16 protein-coding genes are annotated in these 17,936 nt (G+C 60.8%); 13 read left to right on the top strand and 3 right to left on the bottom strand.

What is annotated here, in order from left to right:
- Window positions 1-73: 73 nt before the first annotated feature.
- From infB to eno, 13 genes are all read left to right on the top strand, one after another.
- The gene (gene infB, locus H8S45_RS09520) at window positions 74-2,437 is read left to right on the top strand and encodes a translation initiation factor IF-2 (protein ID WP_082396991.1); all 2,364 of its coding nucleotides are present in this window, start codon (window positions 74-76) and stop codon (window positions 2,435-2,437) included.
- A 108-nt stretch (window positions 2,438-2,545) separates the two neighbouring features.
- Window positions 2,546-2,917, top strand: a complete 372-nt coding sequence (gene rbfA / locus H8S45_RS09515; RefSeq protein ID WP_054326942.1) for a 30S ribosome-binding factor RbfA — start codon at window positions 2,546-2,548, stop codon at window positions 2,915-2,917.
- Entirely contained in the window at window positions 2,914-3,873 is a 960-nt protein-coding gene (locus H8S45_RS09510; RefSeq protein WP_147574496.1) for a DHH family phosphoesterase, read from the top strand. Before rbfA ends, H8S45_RS09510 begins: the two co-directional genes overlap by 4 nt.
- Complete coding sequence (gene truB / locus H8S45_RS09505) at window positions 3,860-4,777, top strand: tRNA pseudouridine(55) synthase TruB (RefSeq protein ID WP_147574495.1); 918 nt, start codon at window positions 3,860-3,862, stop codon at window positions 4,775-4,777. The genes H8S45_RS09510 and truB overlap by 14 nt, the downstream gene beginning before the upstream one ends.
- Window positions 4,778-4,822: 45 nt before the next feature.
- Window positions 4,823-5,728, top strand: coding sequence for a riboflavin biosynthesis protein RibF (gene ribF, locus H8S45_RS09500; RefSeq protein ID WP_054326938.1), 906 nt, complete (start codon window positions 4,823-4,825; stop codon window positions 5,726-5,728).
- Window positions 5,729-5,893: 165 nt separating this feature from the next.
- The gene (locus H8S45_RS09495) at window positions 5,894-6,472 is read left to right on the top strand and encodes an RNA polymerase sigma factor (protein WP_054326937.1); all 579 of its coding nucleotides are present in this window, start codon (window positions 5,894-5,896) and stop codon (window positions 6,470-6,472) included.
- On the top strand, window positions 6,381-7,319 hold the full coding sequence (locus H8S45_RS09490) for an anti-sigma factor (RefSeq protein ID WP_147574494.1): 939 nt from the start codon (window positions 6,381-6,383) through the stop codon (window positions 7,317-7,319). Before H8S45_RS09495 ends, H8S45_RS09490 begins: the two co-directional genes overlap by 92 nt.
- 127 nt (window positions 7,320-7,446) lie before the next feature.
- A complete protein-coding gene (gene trmL, locus H8S45_RS09485; protein WP_054326934.1) occupies window positions 7,447-7,932 on the top strand; it encodes a tRNA (uridine(34)/cytosine(34)/5-carboxymethylaminomethyluridine(34)-2'-O)-methyltransferase TrmL in 486 nt (161 codons plus the stop codon).
- Window positions 7,933-7,942: 10 nt separating this feature from the next.
- Window positions 7,943-8,818 (top strand): DegV family protein, encoded by an 876-nt coding sequence (locus tag H8S45_RS09480; protein ID WP_054326933.1) that lies wholly within the window; start codon window positions 7,943-7,945, stop codon window positions 8,816-8,818.
- Between the two features lie 215 nt (window positions 8,819-9,033).
- Complete coding sequence (locus H8S45_RS09475; RefSeq protein ID WP_054326932.1) at window positions 9,034-10,224, top strand: phosphoglycerate kinase; 1,191 nt, start codon at window positions 9,034-9,036, stop codon at window positions 10,222-10,224.
- A 224-nt stretch (window positions 10,225-10,448) separates the two neighbouring features.
- A complete protein-coding gene (gene tpiA, locus H8S45_RS09470; RefSeq protein ID WP_054326931.1) occupies window positions 10,449-11,219 on the top strand; it encodes a triose-phosphate isomerase in 771 nt (256 codons plus the stop codon).
- Between the two features lie 114 nt (window positions 11,220-11,333).
- A complete protein-coding gene (gpmI, locus tag H8S45_RS09465; RefSeq protein ID WP_147574492.1) occupies window positions 11,334-13,046 on the top strand; it encodes a 2,3-bisphosphoglycerate-independent phosphoglycerate mutase in 1,713 nt (570 codons plus the stop codon).
- Between the two features lie 42 nt (window positions 13,047-13,088).
- Entirely contained in the window at window positions 13,089-14,408 is a 1,320-nt protein-coding gene (gene eno, locus H8S45_RS09460; RefSeq protein ID WP_054326928.1) for a phosphopyruvate hydratase, read from the top strand.
- Window positions 14,409-14,749: 341 nt separating this feature from the next.
- On the opposite strand, the gene H8S45_RS09455 is transcribed toward eno, so the two are convergent.
- The 3 genes from H8S45_RS09455 to H8S45_RS09445 are packed head-to-tail and all read right to left on the bottom strand — an operon-like array spanning window position 14,750 to window position 17,902.
- A complete protein-coding gene (locus H8S45_RS09455; RefSeq protein WP_054326927.1) occupies window positions 14,750-15,697 on the bottom strand; it encodes a hypothetical protein in 948 nt (315 codons plus the stop codon).
- Window positions 15,698-15,713: 16 nt separating this feature from the next.
- Window positions 15,714-17,534 carry a hypothetical protein gene (locus H8S45_RS09450; protein ID WP_054326926.1) on the bottom strand — a complete coding sequence of 607 codons (1,821 nt, stop codon included), beginning with the start codon at window positions 17,532-17,534 and terminating at the stop codon, window positions 15,714-15,716.
- Window positions 17,534-17,902 carry a hypothetical protein gene (locus H8S45_RS09445; RefSeq protein ID WP_107631626.1) on the bottom strand — a complete coding sequence of 123 codons (369 nt, stop codon included), beginning with the start codon at window positions 17,900-17,902 and terminating at the stop codon, window positions 17,534-17,536. The genes H8S45_RS09450 and H8S45_RS09445 overlap by 1 nt, the downstream gene beginning before the upstream one ends.
- Window positions 17,903-17,936: the final 34 nt, after the last annotated feature.

The following is a 17,936-nucleotide window of genomic DNA, read 5'->3' as shown; positions in this document are numbered from 1 at the left end:
GCGCCATGCGCGGCACATCTTACTCGATTGAAAACGTGTTTTCAACCGAAATTTCTTTTAGGAGGAGTTGCCCATGGCAATAGAGAATAAATATCGGGTGCATGAGGTTGCAAAGGATTTTGGCGCCGCCACAAAGGAGATTACCGAGATCCTGACCCAATACTGCACCACCCCGAAAAACCATATGCAGGTGCTGAGCGATCAGGAGCTGTCCGTCATTTTCGAGTATATGACGCAGCACCATCAGGTAAACAACATGGAGGAGACCCTGAACGCGCAGATGGCGGCGCGGCAGACCGCCGCAGCCCCGTCCGGCGACCGGCCGAAAGCGGAGGAGAAGCTCGCCAGACAGCCGCAGGCAGCCCAGCAGCCGGTGTCTGCCAAGCCGGAGGCAGGAAAGAAAGAGGAAAGCAAGGCCGCGCCCGCTGCTTCGACCAAGGTCAAGCAGGTACACCGCATCGATACCCGCGGCGCGGGAGACGTCAACCTGGATAAATATGACGAGCGTATCGACAAGCTGGTGGATGCCAAGGCGGAGCGTATGGAGTCCCGCGGCCAGAAGAAGCAGAAGCTGACCAAAAAGGCTGACCAGCGCGCCAAGCCGTTCGGCAATAAGCGCCGGCAGGAGGAGCAGGAGAAGATGAAGCGCCTCCAGCGCCAGCAGCAGATGGCGGCTCTCAAGAAGATACCGGTCAAGGTTATGATACCGGATGAGATCTCGGTCGGCGAGCTGGCCAGCCGCATGAAGCGCACCGCGGCGGATGTAATCAAGGGTCTGATCAAGCTGGGCGTGATGGCATCTATTTCGGAGATTATCGACTTTGACACCGCGGCGATCGTGGCGGAGGAAATGGGCTGCAAGGTCGAAAAAGAGGTCCATATTACCATCGAGGAGCGACTGTTTGACGAGAGCGAGGACCGCGAGGAGGATCTCGTGCCGCGCGATCCGGTTGTGGTCGTGATGGGTCACGTTGACCACGGCAAGACCTCGCTGCTCGACGCCATCCGCAAGACCAAGGTGACTGAGGGCGAGGCCGGCGGCATCACCCAGCATATCGGCGCGTACCGTGTCGCGGTGGACGGCAAGCCGATCACCTTCCTGGACACCCCGGGCCACGCGGCGTTCACCTCCATGCGCGCCCGCGGCGCGCAGGTAACCGATATCGCCATTCTGGTCGTGGCGGCGGACGACGGCGTGATGCCGCAGACCATCGAGGCGATCAACCACGCCAAGGCGGCGAATGTGCCGATCATCGTGGCGGTCAACAAGATCGATAAGCAGGGCGCCAATCCGGACCGTGTACTCCAGCAGCTCACCGAATATGAGATCGTACCTGAGGAGTGGGGCGGCGATACGATCGTGTGCAATATTTCGGCCAAGTTCGGCCAGGGCATCGAGAACCTGCTCGAGATGGTGCTTCTGACCGCGGAGGTCGCGGATCTCAAGGCCAACCCCAACCGCAAAGCGCACGGCACGGTCATCGAAGCCAAGCTCGACAAGGGCCGCGGTCCGGTCGCAACGTTGCTTGTACAGAACGGCACGTTGCACACGGGCGATACGGTCATCGCGGGTAAGGCGGTCGGCCGTGTGCGCGCCATGACCAACGACGACGGGAAGCGGATTCAGGAGGCCGGCCCGTCCGTGCCGGTCGAGATCATCGGTCTGGCCGAGGTGCCGGGCGCGGGTGATATCTTCGATGCGGTGGACGACGAGAAGATGGCGCGTGAGTTGGTCGAGCAGCGTAAGGATAAGGAAAAGGAAGAACGCAACAAGCAGTTCCATAAGGTCACGCTCGACAACCTGTTCGCCTCCATCCAGGAGGGCGAGATGAAGGAGCTGAACATCATCGTCAAGGCTGACGTGCAGGGCTCGGTCGAGGCGATCCGCTCGTCGCTGGAGAAGCTGTCGAACGACGAGGTCCGCGTCAAGGTTATCCACGGCGCGGTCGGCGCGATCAACGAGTCCGACGTGATGCTGGCCGCGGCGTCCGGCGCGATCATCGTCGGCTTCAACGTGCGTCCGGATCGCACGGCAACCGATTCCGCCGCGCAGCAGGGCGTGGATATGCGCATGTACCGCGTTATTTACGACGCGATCGAGGAGATGGAGCAGGCCATGAAGGGCATGCTCGAACCCAAGTTCAAGGAAGTCGTGCTCGGCCATGCCGAGGTGCGCCAGGTGTTCAAGATTACGGGCGCGGGCGCTGTTGCGGGCTGCTATGTGCAGGATGGCAAGATCCAGCGCAACGCTGAGGTGCGTGTGGTGCGTGACGGCATCGTATTCCACGAGGGCCATCTGAACACCCTCAAGCGCTTCAAGGACGACGTCAAGGAAGTTGCTTCCGGGTATGAATGCGGCATGAGCATCGAAAACTATAACGACATCAAGGAAAATGACGTAATTGAATGCTTCGTCATGGAAGAGGTCAAACCGTAAGATAATTGAAAAGGGACGATGGAGAATGGAGCCGAAGCCGTAAGGGGCAGCTTCATTTTCCGCGCGCCATTTTTCCATTCATCCTCAGGCAAAGGAGGACGTTACACCATGTCTACACGAATCGACCGCATTTCGGAAGAGGTGCGCAAGGCGCTGGCCGAGGCGATTCGCTCGGTCAAGGACCCGCGGGTGCAGAACGGGCTGGTTTCGGTCGTACACTGTGAGGTCACAAACGACCTGCGCTATGCCAAGTGCTTTATTTCCGTGCTTGGCAGCGAGCAGCAGGCGAAAGAGGTCATGAAAGGCCTGAAATCCGCTGCGGGTTGGCTGCGGCGCGAGGTTGGGCATAAGGTACAGCTCCGTTACGCGCCCGAGCTGGTGTTTGAACTGGACAACTCGATCACGCATGGCGCGCATATCTCGGAATTGCTGCACGAGCTGAAAAGCGAGGGCAAGCTCGGGGAGGAGGACCGCGCATGACCGTGGACGTTGCGGGCGCCGCCGCGGCGCTGCAGGGCGCGGACAACATCCTGATCCTGACGCACCGCCGCCCGGACGGCGATACCGCCGGTTGCGCGGGGGCGCTGTGCCGCGGGCTGCGGCAGCTCGGCAAGACCGCGTATATTCTGGAGAATCCGGAGATCACCAAGCGGTATGCACCGCTGATTATACCTTGTTATCCGACGAGCGATTTTAACTTTGCGTATATTGTATCCGTCGATATCGCGGAGGAAAAGCTGTTTCCGGATACGGCGGAGCAGTATAAGGGAAAGGTCGATCTGGTGATCGACCATCACCGCTCGAATTCGGGCTTTGGCGCCAAAAACCTGATCCGTCCGGACGCGGGCGGCTGCGCCGAGGTGCTGTATGATGTGCTGGCCGCGCTGGGCGTGCGGTTCACCAGGGATATCGCGGAATGCATCTACATCGGCGTGTCCACGGATACAGGCTGCTTCAAGTTTTCCAACACGACCGCGCATACCCATGCGGTAGCGGCGGCTTGCCTGACTGCGGGGATCGATGGGGGTGAGATCAACCGTGTGCTGTTTGAGACCAAATCCATGCCGCGCTTCCAGATGGAGCGCATCGTGTTCGACACGATGGAGTTCTTTGAGGACGGCGCGGTCGCGGTTGCGCTGCTGTGGCGCACGGATATCGACCGCACGGGCGCGGATATGGACGACCTGGATTCGATTGCTTCGCTCACGCGGCAGATTGAGGGCGTGCAGATCGGCATTACACTGACTGAAAACCGAGACGGGACGGTCAAGGTGTCCGTCCGCACGACCAAGGAGATGGACGCCGCAGCGATCTGCAAAAAGTGCGGCGGCGGCGGCCACATCCGCGCGGCCGGCGCAAGCTTGGACTGTGGAATGGAGGAGGCGAAAGCCGCCATCCTGACCGCCGCGAGGGAGCAGTTCCATGCCAAACAGTGAGCTGAACGGCATCCTGCTGATGGATAAGCCGCAGGGCTTTACCTCGCACGACGTGGTGGCCAAGCTGCGCGGCATCCTGCACACGCGCAGGATCGGCCACGGCGGCACGCTCGACCCACTGGCGACCGGCGTGCTGCCGGTATTTGTCGGCGGTGCGACTAGGGCGGCGGATTTCGCGGCCGCGCAGGATAAGGAATATATCGCGGGCTTTACGCTCGGCTATAATACGGACACGCAGGATGTGACCGGCGGGACGCTGCAGGTCAGCGGCCGCTGCGCCGCACGGGATGCGGTCGAGCAGGCGGCAGGCCGCTTCCTTGGGTCGCAGAAGCAGGTGCCGCCCATGTATTCGGCGGTCAAGGTGAACGGGCAGAAGCTGTATGACCTGGCCCGCAGGGGGAAGGCGGTCGAGCGTCCGGCGCGCGACATCACCGTCCACGCGATCGATCTGCTGGAGTTTGACGAGCACGCCCAGAAGGGCATGCTGCGGCTGACGGTCAGCAAGGGTACTTATGTGCGCACGCTCATCAACGACCTGGGCGAAGCGCTTGGTACGCTGGCGGTCATGCACAGCCTGACGCGCACCCGATCGGGCGCCTATACGCTGCGGGAGTGCCGCGGCTTCAGCCAGGTCGAGCGCGCGGCGGCGAATGGTGCGGCGCAAACGCTTTTGCTACCGACCGACAGCCTGTTCCCCCTGCATCCGGCTGTGCGGCTGACGGGCGAGGGCGCGGAACGCATCGCGCGCGGCGCGGTGGTATTCCCGCGCATGGCGCAGGGGATGCCCGAAACAGCGGGCGCGCTGTGCCGCGTGTACCACGGGGCGCGTTTTTTGATGCTCGGCCAGGTAAGGACACTCGATAAAGGCGGGCTGGGCCTGTTTGTCTATAAAAATTTTGGATGAAAAAACGCGGGCCGGCAGCGGCCGCTTTTTCAGGGAGGGTTTCCCATGCAAGAATTTCAAAAGCCGCGCGCGATCGCGCTGGGTTATTTCGACGGGGTGCATCTGGGGCATCGGGCGTTGATGGAGCGCGCGGTGGAGCGCGCCAGACAGATCGGCGGCGTGAGCGCGGTATGCACGTTCGACGTCCATCCGGATTCGGTTGTGCTGGGGCGCCAGGTGCCGCTGATCACGGCGGACGCTTACCGGCGGGAGGAGATCAAAAAGCTCGGCGGCGTGGACGAGGTAATCTTCATTCATTTTGACGAGAAGATGCAGCATATGGACTGGCGCGACTTTATCCATAAGGTGCTGATCGAGCAGTTCCACGCGGCTTGGATCATTTCCGGCCGGAACAACCGCTTTGGTTATAAGGGGCGGGGCAACGCCGCCGGTATGGCGGAGGAATGTGAAAAGGCCGGCATCGGCTACGACTGCGTCGACGATGTCAAGATGGACGGGATCGTGGTGTCCTCCACCTATATCCGTCAGCTCATTTCCCAGGGCGATATGGAAACGGCCGCGCGTTTCCTTGGCCATCCGTATACAGTGACCGGCGTGGTCGAGCATGGTCGCAAGGTGGGGACGAGCGTGTTGGGCGTGCCGACCGTTAACCTGCGTCTGCCGGGCGAGATGGCGCTGCCGCCGTACGGCGTTTATGCGACGCGCGTGCTGGTGGGCGGGGAAAGCCACATCGCGGCGACCAATATCGGCGTCAAGCCCACGTTCCTGGATAGCGGTACGCCGACCATCGAGCCGCACCTGCTGGATTTCGCGGGCGACCTGTACGGCCGGATGATCCATGTCGAGCTGCATAAGTTCCTGCGGCCGGAAAAGCAGTTTGCGTCGGCGGAAGAGCTGCGCGCGGCGATCGAGGAGAATGTGCGGCAGACGCGCGCCTACTTCGCGGAATAAGCGGGCGCCAGGAGACGGAAGCATGGCATAAAATTGCCCGCCGCGCGGCGGGTGGAAAAGACGGGATGGATTTGCCATCCCGTCTTTTTTTGAAATCTGTTATAATGGTAGAGAACAATTCCCTGCCTGGGGACGTGTTGTTTACAGAAAGGAGGAGAGGACGCCATGCAAACAAAGCTGCGCTCCGACGCATTCCTGTGCGAGGCGATGGAAGCCTGCGGCGACGCCGTTTACCGGCTGGCGCTGTGCCGCATGGGAAGCCGCGCGGATGCGGAGGACGTTTATCAGGAGGTGTTTCTCCGGCTGCTGCGCGACACGACTGATTTTCGGGATGAGGAGCATTTGAAGGCCTGGCTGATTCGGGTCACGCTCAACCGGTGCAGCGACCTGCGGCGTTCGGCGTGGTTCCGCCGCACCGCGCCGCTCGAAGCCGCGCCGGACGCGGCTGCGCCGGAGGATACCGACCAGGCCGACCTGTGGCATGCGGTCGCGCGGCTGCCGGATGAACTGCGGACCGTGATACACCTGCACTATGTAGAGGGCTACAGGACGGAAGAAATCGCGCCGCTGGTCGGATGCAGGCCGGCAACCGTGCGCACGCGGCTCCATCGGGCGCGTAAACAACTCAAACTGGATCTGGAGGGAATGGACGATGAAGAAGAACAACCGGAACGAATGGGAGCAGATGAAAAGCATAAAAGCGCCGGAGGCGCTGAAGCAGCGTACCCTGGCGGCCGCGCGTGAGGAGCGCCGCGGGGAGGGGCAGGCCGCGCCGCAGCACCTGGCGCCGGCGCCGCGCCGCAGCTTCGGCATGGTAAAACGCATTTTGGCAGCGGCGTGTGCGTTCGGCGTGGTTCTGGGCGGCTCGGCCCTGTGGCGAATACAGGGCGGGCAGAGCGCGGACGAGGCGGTCGCCGGAGTGGTGGCCAACTCGTTCGGCATCGTGGCTTATGCCGCGGACACGGGCGAGACTATCGCGCCGAAAGACAGCAAGATTGCGTTTGATTTCGCTGGCGGAGGTGCGGACAGCCCGACCAAGGGTTTTTTCAGCGGTTGCCTGTTCCGGGTGACGGGCGACAATATCGAAACGGTCAGCGCGTCGGTTGACAAGGGCGGTCTGTACCGGACCGAGCGGCTGGAAATCAACGAGGCCGACGTACAGGCGATCATGATGGGCACCTATGCGCCCACAGCGGATGCGGACGATATCATGGTGCAGTCAGAACCGGAAAAAAAACGGTGGTGGGTGGACGCCAGCTACCGCGTGGAGAACGGCTTTGTCGCGGACTATGACGCGAACGTGAGCTACGGCTTCTGGGGCGAGCCTCAGCCGGTCGATATGGCGGACGATACCGACCTGCGCGACGCGTGGCACGCCCGTATAGACGAGTTCGACGGCGCGACCCTGACGGTCACCGTCACCTTTGCCGACGGCACGAGCGATACCCAGACGCTCACGCTGCACACCGGCAAGCTGGGCGTATGGTATCCGGACGATGAGAGTGGCCCGCAGCCCACCGGCGAGGTACTCACCGACGAGCAGGCCAAAGAGCAGGGCTATCTCTACGGCGTATACGCGGAAATGGAATAACGTGGCGGTTTATCCCCCGATCTTTCGGATCGGGGGATAATTTTTGCAGAAAAACAGGTAAACTGCTTGAAAAAAAACGGTGCATCCCATACAATAAAAAAGTAGTTTGTTTTTATGAGGGAGTGCCATGCTGCATATTGTTCTGGTTGAGCCGGAGATCCCGCAGAACACGGGCAACATCGCCCGCACCTGCGCGGCGACGGGCTGCGTGCTGCACCTGGTCGAGCCGCTCGGCTTTGCGATTGACGATAAGCGGATGAAGCGTGCGGGCCTGGATTACTGGCATCTGCTCGACGTCCGTATGTATAAAAACCTGGATGAGTTCTTTGCCCGAAACCCGGGCGGGCGTTATTTTTACGCCACGACCAAAGCGCCGCACGCCTATCACGAGGCGGCGTATCGGGACGGGGATTACCTGCTGTTCGGCAAGGAGACAAAGGGGCTGCCGGAAAGCCTGCTCGTCGCGCATCCGGAGCGGTGCGTGCGCATTCCCATGCGCGAGGGCGCGCGAAGCCTAAACCTGTCCAACTCGGTCGCCGTGATCGTGTTCGAGGCGCTGCGGCAGACCGGCTTTGAAAACCTGAGGCTGGCGGGGCCTTTCCCGCAGGAGTGAGGGAGCGTTTATGGAAAAGATACACATTCTGACCGATTCTTCCGCGGATATCCCGCAGGCGCAGGTGGATGCCTATGGGATAGAGGTCGTCCCGATCACGCTGACGCATGAGGGGCGCGCGTTCCGCGAGTATTACGACATCACCGCCGAGGAGTACTGGAAGCTGCTGCAAACCAGCCGTGAGGTTCCGGCAACCTCGATGGTCACGCCCGCGCAGTTCCTGGATTCCTACCGGCGCGCGTTTGAACGCGGCTGCACTCATGTGCTGGGCGTTCTGATCAACGGGAAAGGGTCGGGTACCTGTCAGGCCGCCTGTCTCGCCCGTTCGATGTTTGAGGAGGAATATGGAAGTGGCATGCGGATCGAGATCATCGACTCCGCGACCTACACCTATATTTACGGGCATATCGTCGTGCTGGCCGCCCGCCTGCGCGACCAGGGAGACAGCTTTGAGGCGATCGCGGGCGTGGTGCGCAGCCGGCTCAAGCGGGTGGAGGCTTATCTGGGCGTGTATAGCTTGGCGCACCTCAAGCGGTCGGGCCGCATTTCGGGCGGCGCGGCGTTTGTCGGGGAAGCGCTCGGGCTCAAGCCGATCAGCCATGTGTACGGCGGCGCGGTTACGGTATGCGACAAGGTGCGCGGGGAAAAGGCGCTGGTGTCGGGCCTGATTAAAAAGGTGTCCGGCCGTGTGCAGCAGCCGGAAAAGCAGACCGCGCTCCTGCTGTACGGTGATGTACCCGCGGAGCGCATCGACGAGCTGGAAAAGCGCCTGCTGACGGAAATCGGCTTCAAACAGGTCTGCCGCAGCCCGATCGGCCCCTCGGTTATCACGAATACCGGCCCGCAGGCCCTGGCGGTCGCGTTTTACGGACAGGCCCGAAACTGAACCGGATTGGGCATATTGTTTAATATTTCACAATATTTTGAGGAAAAACGCAAAAATCCTCTAAAAGATTGCCAAAATGTAAGGTTTTTCGTAAATTTGCTTGCGGGATACCGGAAAAACGAGTATAATTTGGTCTTGGAAGCGGAATTCTTTTAGAGAACGCCGCGATTTTGATCCGTGTCGCAATATTTATATCTTAAGGAGAGGTATATTTTATGCAGTACAACAAAAAGAGTGTCGAAGACATCGACGTAAATGGCAAAAAGGTCATCGTTCGCTGCGATTTCAACGTCCCGCAGGACGAAAACGGCAATATCACCGATGACAAGCGTATCCGTGCGTCCCTGGAGACGATCAAGTACCTGCTGGACCACAACGCGGCTGTTATCCTTTGCTCGCACCTCGGCCGTCCGAAGGGCGAGGTCAATATGAAGTATTCGCTGGCGCCGGTCGCGGCGCGCCTGAGCGAACTGCTCAGCATTGACGTCAAGCTGGCGAAGGACGTTGTCGGCGAGGACGCCAATCGGCTTGCCGCGGCGGTCAAGCCCGGAGAAGCCATCCTGCTGGAGAACGTCCGCTTTGAAAAGGGCGAAACCAAGAATGATCCGGCGCTTGCCAAGGCGTTTGCCGATATGGCCGAGATCTACGTCAACGACGCGTTCGGCACCTCGCACCGCGCCCATGCCTCCACCGCCGGCATCGCGGATTACCTGCCGGCCGTGTGCGGCTTCCTGATCAACAAGGAAATCTCCATCATGGGCAAAGCGCTTTCCGATCCGGCCCGTCCGTTCGTCGCCATCCTGGGCGGCGCGAAAGTTTCCGACAAGATCAACGTTATCAACAACCTGATCGATAAGTGCGATACCGTCATTATCGGCGGCGGCATGGCCTATACATTCTCCAAGGCGCAGGGCGGCAAGATCGGCACCTCGCTGTGCGAGGAGGATAAGCTCGATCTCGCGCTCGGCCTGATCAAGAAGGCGGAGGATAAGGGTGTCAAGCTCCTGCTGCCGATCGACACCGTTTGCGGCGATCACTTTGGCGCGGACGCGGAGCCGGTTGTTTACGAGGCAGGCCAACTGCCGGACAACATGATGGGCATGGACATCGGCCCCAAGACCGTTGAGCTGTTCTCGGACGCGGTGAAGAACGCTGGCACGGTTGTTTGGAACGGCCCGATGGGCGTATTCGAGTTCGACACCTTTGCGGCCGGCACCAAGGCGGTTGCGGCGGCGATCGCTGCGTCCGGCGCGGTTTCCATCATCGGCGGCGGCGACTCCGCGGCGGCGGTTGAAAAGCTTGGCTTTGCGGACAAGATGACCCACATCTCCACCGGCGGCGGCGCTTCGCTGGAGTTCCTGGAGGGGCTGGAGCTGCCGGGCATCGCCTGCCTGCTGGATAAGTAAGCTCCCTCAGCCGAAAGGGGTAATGTGAAAACCCACGCGCCTGCCGCGGGTTTTTGCGGAGGGCGCCGCGGGCCGGCGCTTTCCTGTGGAAAATGCGCGCTGCGCATGGGATGTGTGCGGTGCGGAAATGTGCTTATACCGGGGCGTTCGCGCGATGCCCCGTATAAATACATAACCGATCAGGACGGATCCGCCGTCCGAAATTTGAAAGGGGTAAAACCAACATGAATCGCAGATACCGTAAGACCATCATTGCCGGCAACTGGAAAATGAACAAGACGCCGGCGGAAGCCAAGGCGCTTATCGAGGAGATGAAGCCGCTGCTTTCCAAGACCAAGTGGTGTGAGATGGTTCTTTGCGTGCCGTTTACCGATATTCAGGTCGCAGTAAAGGCTGCCAAGGGCTCCAAGATCGCCATTGGCGCGGAGAATATGCATTTTGAGAAGTCCGGCGCGTTCACCGGCGAGATTTCTGCCGATATGCTCAAGGAGCTGGGCGTGAAGTATGTGATCATCGGGCACTCCGAGCGCCGCCAGTACTTCAACGAGACCGACGAAGCCTGCAACAAGAAAGTCCTCGTCGCGCTGGAGAACGGCCTGCGCCCGATCCTGTGCGTCGGCGAGTCGCTCACTGAGCGCGAGCAGGACGTGACCATGGAGGTTATCCGTAAGCAGATCAAGATCGCCCTGCAGGGCGTTGCTGTTGAGGATATCAAAAAGGTTGTCATCGCTTACGAGCCGATCTGGGCGATCGGCACCGGTAAGACCGCTACCGCCGAGCAGGCGGGCGAGGTCTGCGGCGCGATCCGCGACTGCCTGCGCGAGAAGTACGGCGCGCGGGCGGCCCGCGGCATCACCATCCAGTACGGCGGCTCGATGAACGCCAAGAACGCGGCCGAGCTGCTGGCCCAGCCCGACGTTGACGGCGGCCTGATCGGCGGCGCCTCCCTGAAGAGCGCTGATTTCGCGACCATCGTGGAAGCAGCCAATCAATAAGATAAGGAATACGGCGTGGGAAGCGGCTGCTTCCCCCCGCCGTTACCGCGGAGGGGGGCATCGATATCGATCGTTGTCCCCTTTCATCCCACTTCTGCCAAAGGAGCTTTAGCTATGAAAAAAGAAGTTTCCTCCGCCAAGGAGGCTGCGGAAACGGCGCCTGTCGTGGAAAAGGCCGCAGCGAAAAAGCCGGCGGCGAGAAAGACGGCCGCTAAGCCAACCGCAGCCGCTGCGGAGAAGAAGACCCCGGCAAAAAAACCGGCGGCTAAGAAGCCCGCGGCCCGCAAAACGGCAGCAAAGAAAGCCTCCGGCCCGAAAAAGCCGACCGCGCTGATTATCATGGATGGTTTTGGCCACCGCGACGAAAAGAGCGGTAACGCGATCGAGGCTGCGAACACCCCCAACTTGGACAAGATCTTTGCAGAAAACCCGATGACGTATATCGGCGCCTCCGGCTTGGACGTCGGCCTGCCGGACGGGCAGATGGGCAACTCCGAGGTCGGCCACACCAACATCGGCGCGGGCCGTATCGTTTATCAGGAGCTGACCCGCATCACCAAGGCCATCCAGGACGGCGACTTTTTCACCAACGAAGCGCTCATGAGCGCAATCAACCAGTGCAAGTGGTTTAATTCCACCCTGCATATTTTCGGCCTGCTGTCCGATGGCGGCGTACACTCGCATATTGACCATATGTTCGCGCTGCTCGAGCTGGCGCGCCGCAACGGTCTGCGCAAGGTGTGCTTCCATTGCTTCATGGACGGCCGCGACACGCCCCCGCAGTCCGGTATCGAATATATCGACCGTCTGCAGGCGAAGATCGACGCGGTTGAGGTCGGCTGTATTGCTACGATTTCCGGCCGCTATTATGCGATGGATCGCGACAACCGCTGGGAGCGTGTCGAGAAAGCCTATAGCGCCATTGCCGAGGGCGTCGGAGAGCATGCAGCCTCCGCGCACGAAGCCATGCAGGCTTCCTATGATGCGGGCGTGACCGACGAGTTCGTGGTTCCGGTCATCGTAACCGAGGGCGCGACCGTCCGAGACGACGACGCGATTATCTTTGCCAACTTCCGTCCCGATCGCGCGCGTGAGATCACCCGTGCGTTTGTGGATCATGAGTTCCAGGGCTTCCCGCGCCACCGCCGCAACATTCACTACGTCTGCATGACGCAGTATGACGCGACGATCGTAGGCGTTGAGGTGGCGTTCAAGCCGCAGAGCCTCAAGAATACCTTCGGCGAATATATCTCCGACTTGGGCCTGACCCAGTTGCGCATCGCCGAAACCGAGAAGTATGCGCATGTCACGTTCTTCTTCAACGGCGGCGTGGAAAAGGAATATGCGGGCGAGGACCGCGCGCTTATCCCGTCCCCCAAGGTTGCGACCTATGACCTCCAGCCGGAAATGAGCGAGCCTGCCGTAACCGAGGAGTGCGTAAAGCGCATCCTGTCCGGCAAGTATGATATGATCGTCCTGAACTTTGCCAACTGCGACATGGTCGGCCATACCGGCGTGTTCGAGGCTGCGGTCAAGGCGGTCGAGGCGACGGACGACGGCGTGGGCAAGGTTGTCGCCGCGATCCAGCAGATGGGCGGCCAGTGCCTGATCACGGCCGACCACGGCAACGTGGATCAGATGCTCGACGCGGACGGTACGACCCCGTTCACCGCGCATTCCACCAATCCGGTGCCGCTCGTGATGATCGGCCATGCGGGCAAGCTGATGGAGGGCGGCGTGCTGGCTGACCTTGCGCCCACCCTGCTCGAAATGATGGGGCTCAAGCAGCCGGAAGAAATGACCGGCCACAGCCTGATCGCCAAATAAATCTGCGTATCCCCAAAATTGATATAAAAAGGAGAATGAATTATGAAAGGCTACATTGAAATCGTTGATGTGCTTGGCCGTGAGGTAATGGACTCCCGCGGCAATCCGACCGTTGAGGTCGAGGTTTATGTTGAGGGCGACACCGGTGCCTATATGGGCCGCGCGGCCGTTCCGTCCGGCGCTTCCACCGGCATCTTCGAGGCTTGCGAGCTGCGCGACGGCGACAAGTCCCGCTATAACGGCAAGGGCGTCCTCAAGGCGGTTGACGCTGTCAACGGCGAGATCGCGGAAACCATCATCGGCATGAATGCGCTCGACCAGCAGGCCATCGACAAGGCCATGATCGAGGCGGACGGCACCCCGAACAAGACCAAGTTCGGCGCCAACGCGATTCTGGGCGTTTCCATGGCGGTTGCCAAGGCGGCGGCCGAGGCGCTTTCCCTGCCGCTGTACAACTACATCGGCGGCTGCAACGCCAAGACCCTGCCGATGCCCATGATGAACATTCTTAACGGCGGCGCGCATGCGACCAACAACGTTGAGATCCAGGAATTCATGATTATGCCGGTTTCCGCTCCCTCTTTCCGCGAGGCGCTGCGCCGCTGCGCTGAGGTGTTCCATCAGCTCAAGAGCACCCTCAAGGAGAACGGCACTCCGGCTGCGGGCGTAGGCGACGAGGGCGGCTATGCGCCCAACCTGAAGAAGGACGAGGACGCGCTCAAGGTGATCGTCAAGGCGATCGAAGAGGCTGGCTACAAGCCGGGCGAGGACTTCATGATCGCGATCGACGCGGCTTCCTCCGAGTGGTGGAACGACGAGGAGAAGTGCTATATCCAGCCGAAGTCCGGTAAGAAGATGACCCAGCAGCAGCTCGTTAAGATGTGGAAGAACTTCGCGGAGAAATACCCGATCATCTCCCTTGAGGACGGTATGGCCGAAGAGGACTGGGAAGGCTGGGAGATGCTGACCAAGGCGCTGGGCGATAAGATCCAACTTGTCGGCGACGACCTGTTTGTAACCAATACCACCCGTCTCAAGAAGGGCATCGACATGGGCGTTGCCAACTCCATCCTCATCAAGGTCAACCAGATCGGCTCCCTGACCGAAACCCTGGACGCCATCCAGATGGCGAACCGCGCGGGCTACACCGCCGTTGTTTCCCACCGTTCGGGCGAGACCGAGGACGCGACCATCGCGGACATCGCTGTGGCGCTCAACGCGGGTCAGATCAAGACCGGCGCGCCGAGCCGCACCGACCGTGTTGCCAAGTACAACCAGCTGCTCCGTATCGAAGAGGAGCTGGGCGAGGATGTCGCGCAGTACCTGGGCAAGGATGCTTTCTTCAACTTGAAGAACAAGTAAGAATGGCTTAATAGCAGGCCGTCCGCAACAAGCGGACGGCCTGCTTATTTTTATATGGAACGGTTTCTTCTCCCTATAAGAAGAAAGACACTATAATTTTCCAGTAAATTACAGAAAATACGGAAAATTGGCAACATATAAGAAATTTTTCAAGTATTTGTAAACCAAAACGGTTGACGAGCGTGGAGGAATGTGTTATCATATTCACAGTAAAAATTTGATAATCTAATCAATTGGCAGCGGCAGCAGGACTGTCGGTTTGTCCAATCCATAAATTCGCGCACTTCTTCATTCCTAAAAAGCCGCGCCCTTGGCAAAGGGTGCGGCTTTTTTACTGGATATCAATACCAATAGCCTGCTTTCCATTTCTGGAGGGCGAGGCTCGCGTTTTGGTAGCTTACGTCGGAGGTCGGCGTCCCCGCGGGTACACCCAGGATCGCCGCGTCGCGCTGCAGCACATAGCCGTTGGTTTTCCAGCGGCTGAGCGCCTGCTCAAAGGCCTGCGTCTGTGCGCTGTCCGCCGCGTCGTCCACGCTGAGCTGGTAATTGCGCCAGTTCAGCGTGGGGGTGCCGTTTAAAAAGCCGGTCAGACCGGCAACCGACAGGCTGTAATCCCGATCCGCGTTGAACTGCGCGAGCTGCGCCTGTGCCTGGGAGAGCGCGGCGCTTTCCGCAGCGGCATAGTAGTCGATTTCGAGCGCGGCTTCCTGCCCGGCGGCGCTGTCCTGCGCGGCCGCGCGCGCCTTGAGACGCGCCTGCCCCAGCGCGTTGAGATCGCTGCGGTACTGGTTGTCGATCGAAATACGGCTGGTTTCGGCCGCACCCGAAGTAGCGGCGGAGCCCCGCGCGCCCATGTTTAAGCCGAGCGCGGCCAGCTTTTCTTCGTTGGAGAGTACGGATTGCCGCGCGTTGATATCGGTCTGCGCCATGCCGGCCGTATAGTCGCTCTCGATCGAAGCCAGATTTCGTTCAAGCTGCTGCGCGATGCGCTCGCGCGCGGCTTCAAAGCGTTTCAGTCGGGCCTGTTCGGCGGCTTCATAAAGCCGGTTGAGCGCGCTGGCGCCGGCAGAGGCGCCGCCCCCGCCTCCGCTGCTGCCGGACGAAACCGAATAGGGGCGGTAGTTCCCGTTCCAGGTCGATACCGCTTCGTTGGATGCGACCTTGCCCGCCAGCCCTTCCGTATCAATCTTGTTCTGGCGTTCGGCGAGCAGCTCCTGACGTTTGCCCGCGTCCTGTGTATTTGCGATAGCCTCCGAGTAGTCAAAATCCTCTTTGTAGTTTTTCGCCATATGTTTCCCTCCTTTCTCAGATCACGGTCTGCCCCTGCGTCCAGCGGATCGTGAGCGCGAGCAGGCCGAACGGCTCGTCCGGCCGGTCGTTGCCGATGCGCACCGCGAACAGCGGCATGCGGTGCTGCCGGCGGCGGGTGCGGTAGCTGACCGCGCCAGGGATGCAGCGGAACGAGAACCGCGAAAAATCCAGCGTTTTGAACGAAAACAGGTCCATGTTGCGCGAAAGCGCGAGCAGCGCGCCATTCTCGTTTTCATACTGTACGGTCGCGCCCGACCGTGAGTAGGGCATGAGCGTCGGGATGACATCGCGCACGGTTTTGACCCGCCCCCAGTCCGCGAGCGGCAAGGTGGGCGTGCGCCAGTATGCGTCGATCGCCGCGTCATCGTCACAGTAGGCGCCATCCTCGTCGGCGCGGGCGAAGCGGCACAGCCGGCCGTCCGCGGTGCCAAACCAAAGCCGACCGTCCAGCACGGCAAGGCATTGGGCGGGGACCTCGGTCCAGTAAAACCATGCGGGGTCGCCGTTCTCCTCGGTCAGCGTACTGTCTGCGATATACATATGCCCATTCACGGCAAGGTAATATTTTCCTTCGAACACGGCCGCGCAGGCGTTCTCCAATCCGGCTTCCGTCTCCAGCTTGGGTACGATCGCGTCCGATACCGAGCGGATGGTCCGCTGCTCCGCGACCGCAGTGCCGAACGCGCCCTGCACCCCGCGTGCGGACAGGAACAGCGGCAGATCGCCCAGCGTGGCGAAGCTGCGCGGCGCGGTCGCGCCCGCGCCCTGCGCCCCCTGCTTGAGCGGATAAAGCGCCGTCCCGTCGTCCGCCATCAAGTAGGAGCGCAGATAGCTGGTCGCCTCCTGCGCGCCGCCGGACTTGATGACGAGCTGGCTCTCATACTGCTTGAGATAGCCTACAATCGCGGACGCGTCCGTCCCCATGCGGGTGTAGCCGGTATCGGGGAAATAGGTGGGATCATACAGCCCGCTCTGCCAATCACAGTCCGGCTCGTCCGGATTGCCGGCAACGAACGCGCGCGTATCGTTTTTACCGCCGTACAGTCCGGCAAACCGGCACTGGTTGATTTTATCCGCATAGCCGGTCACGGTTTTGGAGAACGTGATGGATACGTTGGCCAGCCCGTTGGCGTTTGCGGGCGCGCTGGCCAATGTGATCAGGCCGGTCGTGCGGTTGACCGAGGACACGGTCACGGATGCGCCGTTTACCGCTGCGGTTACCTCGGTGTCGTCCAGATTTTTTGCGTCCACCTGGAACTGGGTCGCCGAGCCGTTGCCAATGAAGGTGTTGATGCGTTTGGGGGTGAGCAAGTTAACTGCCTCATAGCTGGTGCCGCCGCCGGTCGGCTGCGCGGAGATCGTGGTGGTCGGAACATAGGCGACGTCTTGTACCTTGACAGCCTCCCACGCGGTTCCGGCGCTGTTTTTGCGCACCGCGCGGTAGGTCTGTCCATCAAGTAAGTATAATACGCCGTTCATCACGAACGATTGCGAGAACGCCTCGTTCATGTCCGTGCACAGCTCGGCCTGCGTACCCGTGGCGGGACGGGCGTACAGCTTGGTACCCGCATGCACGGCCAGGCCGGATCCGTCGGGCAGGGGGAACAGGCCGAAAAGAGGCGCGTTGTAGTTTTGCTGGGTTTTCCAGCCAGTGCGCTTGACCAGGAAATCGTTCTGGTCGCAGATCAGGTTCTGCAGGTCGGGCGAGCGGGACAGGGATACCTTGGTGGGGTGCGTGCGAAAGTCCGCGCCGCCGAAACGGCTGACCACGGTTTCGCGCTCGGTCTCGGGATAAGGAAACTGGTAAGCGCGCATCAGACCATCTCCTGTATGCCGGTGAACTGCGCCGGACAGTGGCGCAGCAGGCGGTCAGCGTATTCCGCGGCCGCCCAGTTGAATTTGGCCTTGTCGTCGTCGGCCACGAGCAGAGCCGCCAGCCCATAGGGGAAGCACTCGCGCGCGAGCCAGTCGCCTGTGGGGATATCCTCGTCCAACGCGTCCATGCGCGGCGGCGCGGCGTGCGGCTGCTCGGCGCAGAATACCCGCTCCGCGTTGATCTCGCGCAGGCTGTTGACGAGCAACTGGTTGAGCGCGCCTAGCGCGAACGGTTCGTAATACGCGCCGCTGTCCGGCGTTTCGGAAAGCAAGTTCAGCGCCGCACGGAAGCATTCGGTTCCGGTCATGAGATTCCTCCTTTTGCAATATATGGCTCCCAGC

Origin of the sequence: Agathobaculum faecis, from assembly GCF_014287995.1 — a bacterium.
Classification (GTDB): Bacteria; Bacillota; Clostridia; order Oscillospirales; family Butyricicoccaceae; genus Agathobaculum; species Agathobaculum ammoniilyticum.
Note: the sequence above shows the minus strand (reverse complement) of the source record. Positions and strands in the feature narration are given on the sequence as shown.

Coding starts and splice junctions, on each gene's coding strand:
- H8S45_RS09480 (WP_054326933.1), top strand. CDS start 7,943: ATGGAAAAGATACACATTCTGACCGATTCTTCCGCGGATATCCCGCAG.
- eno (WP_054326928.1), top strand. CDS start 13,089: ATGAAAGGCTACATTGAAATCGTTGATGTGCTTGGCCGTGAGGTAATG.
- truB (WP_147574495.1), top strand. CDS start 3,860: ATGCCAAACAGTGAGCTGAACGGCATCCTGCTGATGGATAAGCCGCAG.
- rbfA (WP_054326942.1), top strand. CDS start 2,546: ATGTCTACACGAATCGACCGCATTTCGGAAGAGGTGCGCAAGGCGCTG.
- ribF (WP_054326938.1), top strand. CDS start 4,823: ATGCAAGAATTTCAAAAGCCGCGCGCGATCGCGCTGGGTTATTTCGAC.
- H8S45_RS09445 (WP_107631626.1), bottom strand. CDS start 17,902: ATGACCGGAACCGAATGCTTCCGTGCGGCGCTGAACTTGCTTTCCGAA.
- H8S45_RS09510 (WP_147574496.1), top strand. CDS start 2,914: ATGACCGTGGACGTTGCGGGCGCCGCCGCGGCGCTGCAGGGCGCGGAC.
- H8S45_RS09455 (WP_054326927.1), bottom strand. CDS start 15,697: ATGGCGAAAAACTACAAAGAGGATTTTGACTACTCGGAGGCTATCGCA.
- H8S45_RS09490 (WP_147574494.1), top strand. CDS start 6,381: ATGAAGAAGAACAACCGGAACGAATGGGAGCAGATGAAAAGCATAAAA.
- H8S45_RS09450 (WP_054326926.1), bottom strand. CDS start 17,534: ATGCGCGCTTACCAGTTTCCTTATCCCGAGACCGAGCGCGAAACCGTG.
- tpiA (WP_054326931.1), top strand. CDS start 10,449: ATGAATCGCAGATACCGTAAGACCATCATTGCCGGCAACTGGAAAATG.
- H8S45_RS09475 (WP_054326932.1), top strand. CDS start 9,034: ATGCAGTACAACAAAAAGAGTGTCGAAGACATCGACGTAAATGGCAAA.
- infB (WP_082396991.1), top strand. CDS start 74: ATGGCAATAGAGAATAAATATCGGGTGCATGAGGTTGCAAAGGATTTT.
- trmL (WP_054326934.1), top strand. CDS start 7,447: ATGCTGCATATTGTTCTGGTTGAGCCGGAGATCCCGCAGAACACGGGC.
- H8S45_RS09495 (WP_054326937.1), top strand. CDS start 5,894: ATGCAAACAAAGCTGCGCTCCGACGCATTCCTGTGCGAGGCGATGGAA.
- gpmI (WP_147574492.1), top strand. CDS start 11,334: ATGAAAAAAGAAGTTTCCTCCGCCAAGGAGGCTGCGGAAACGGCGCCT.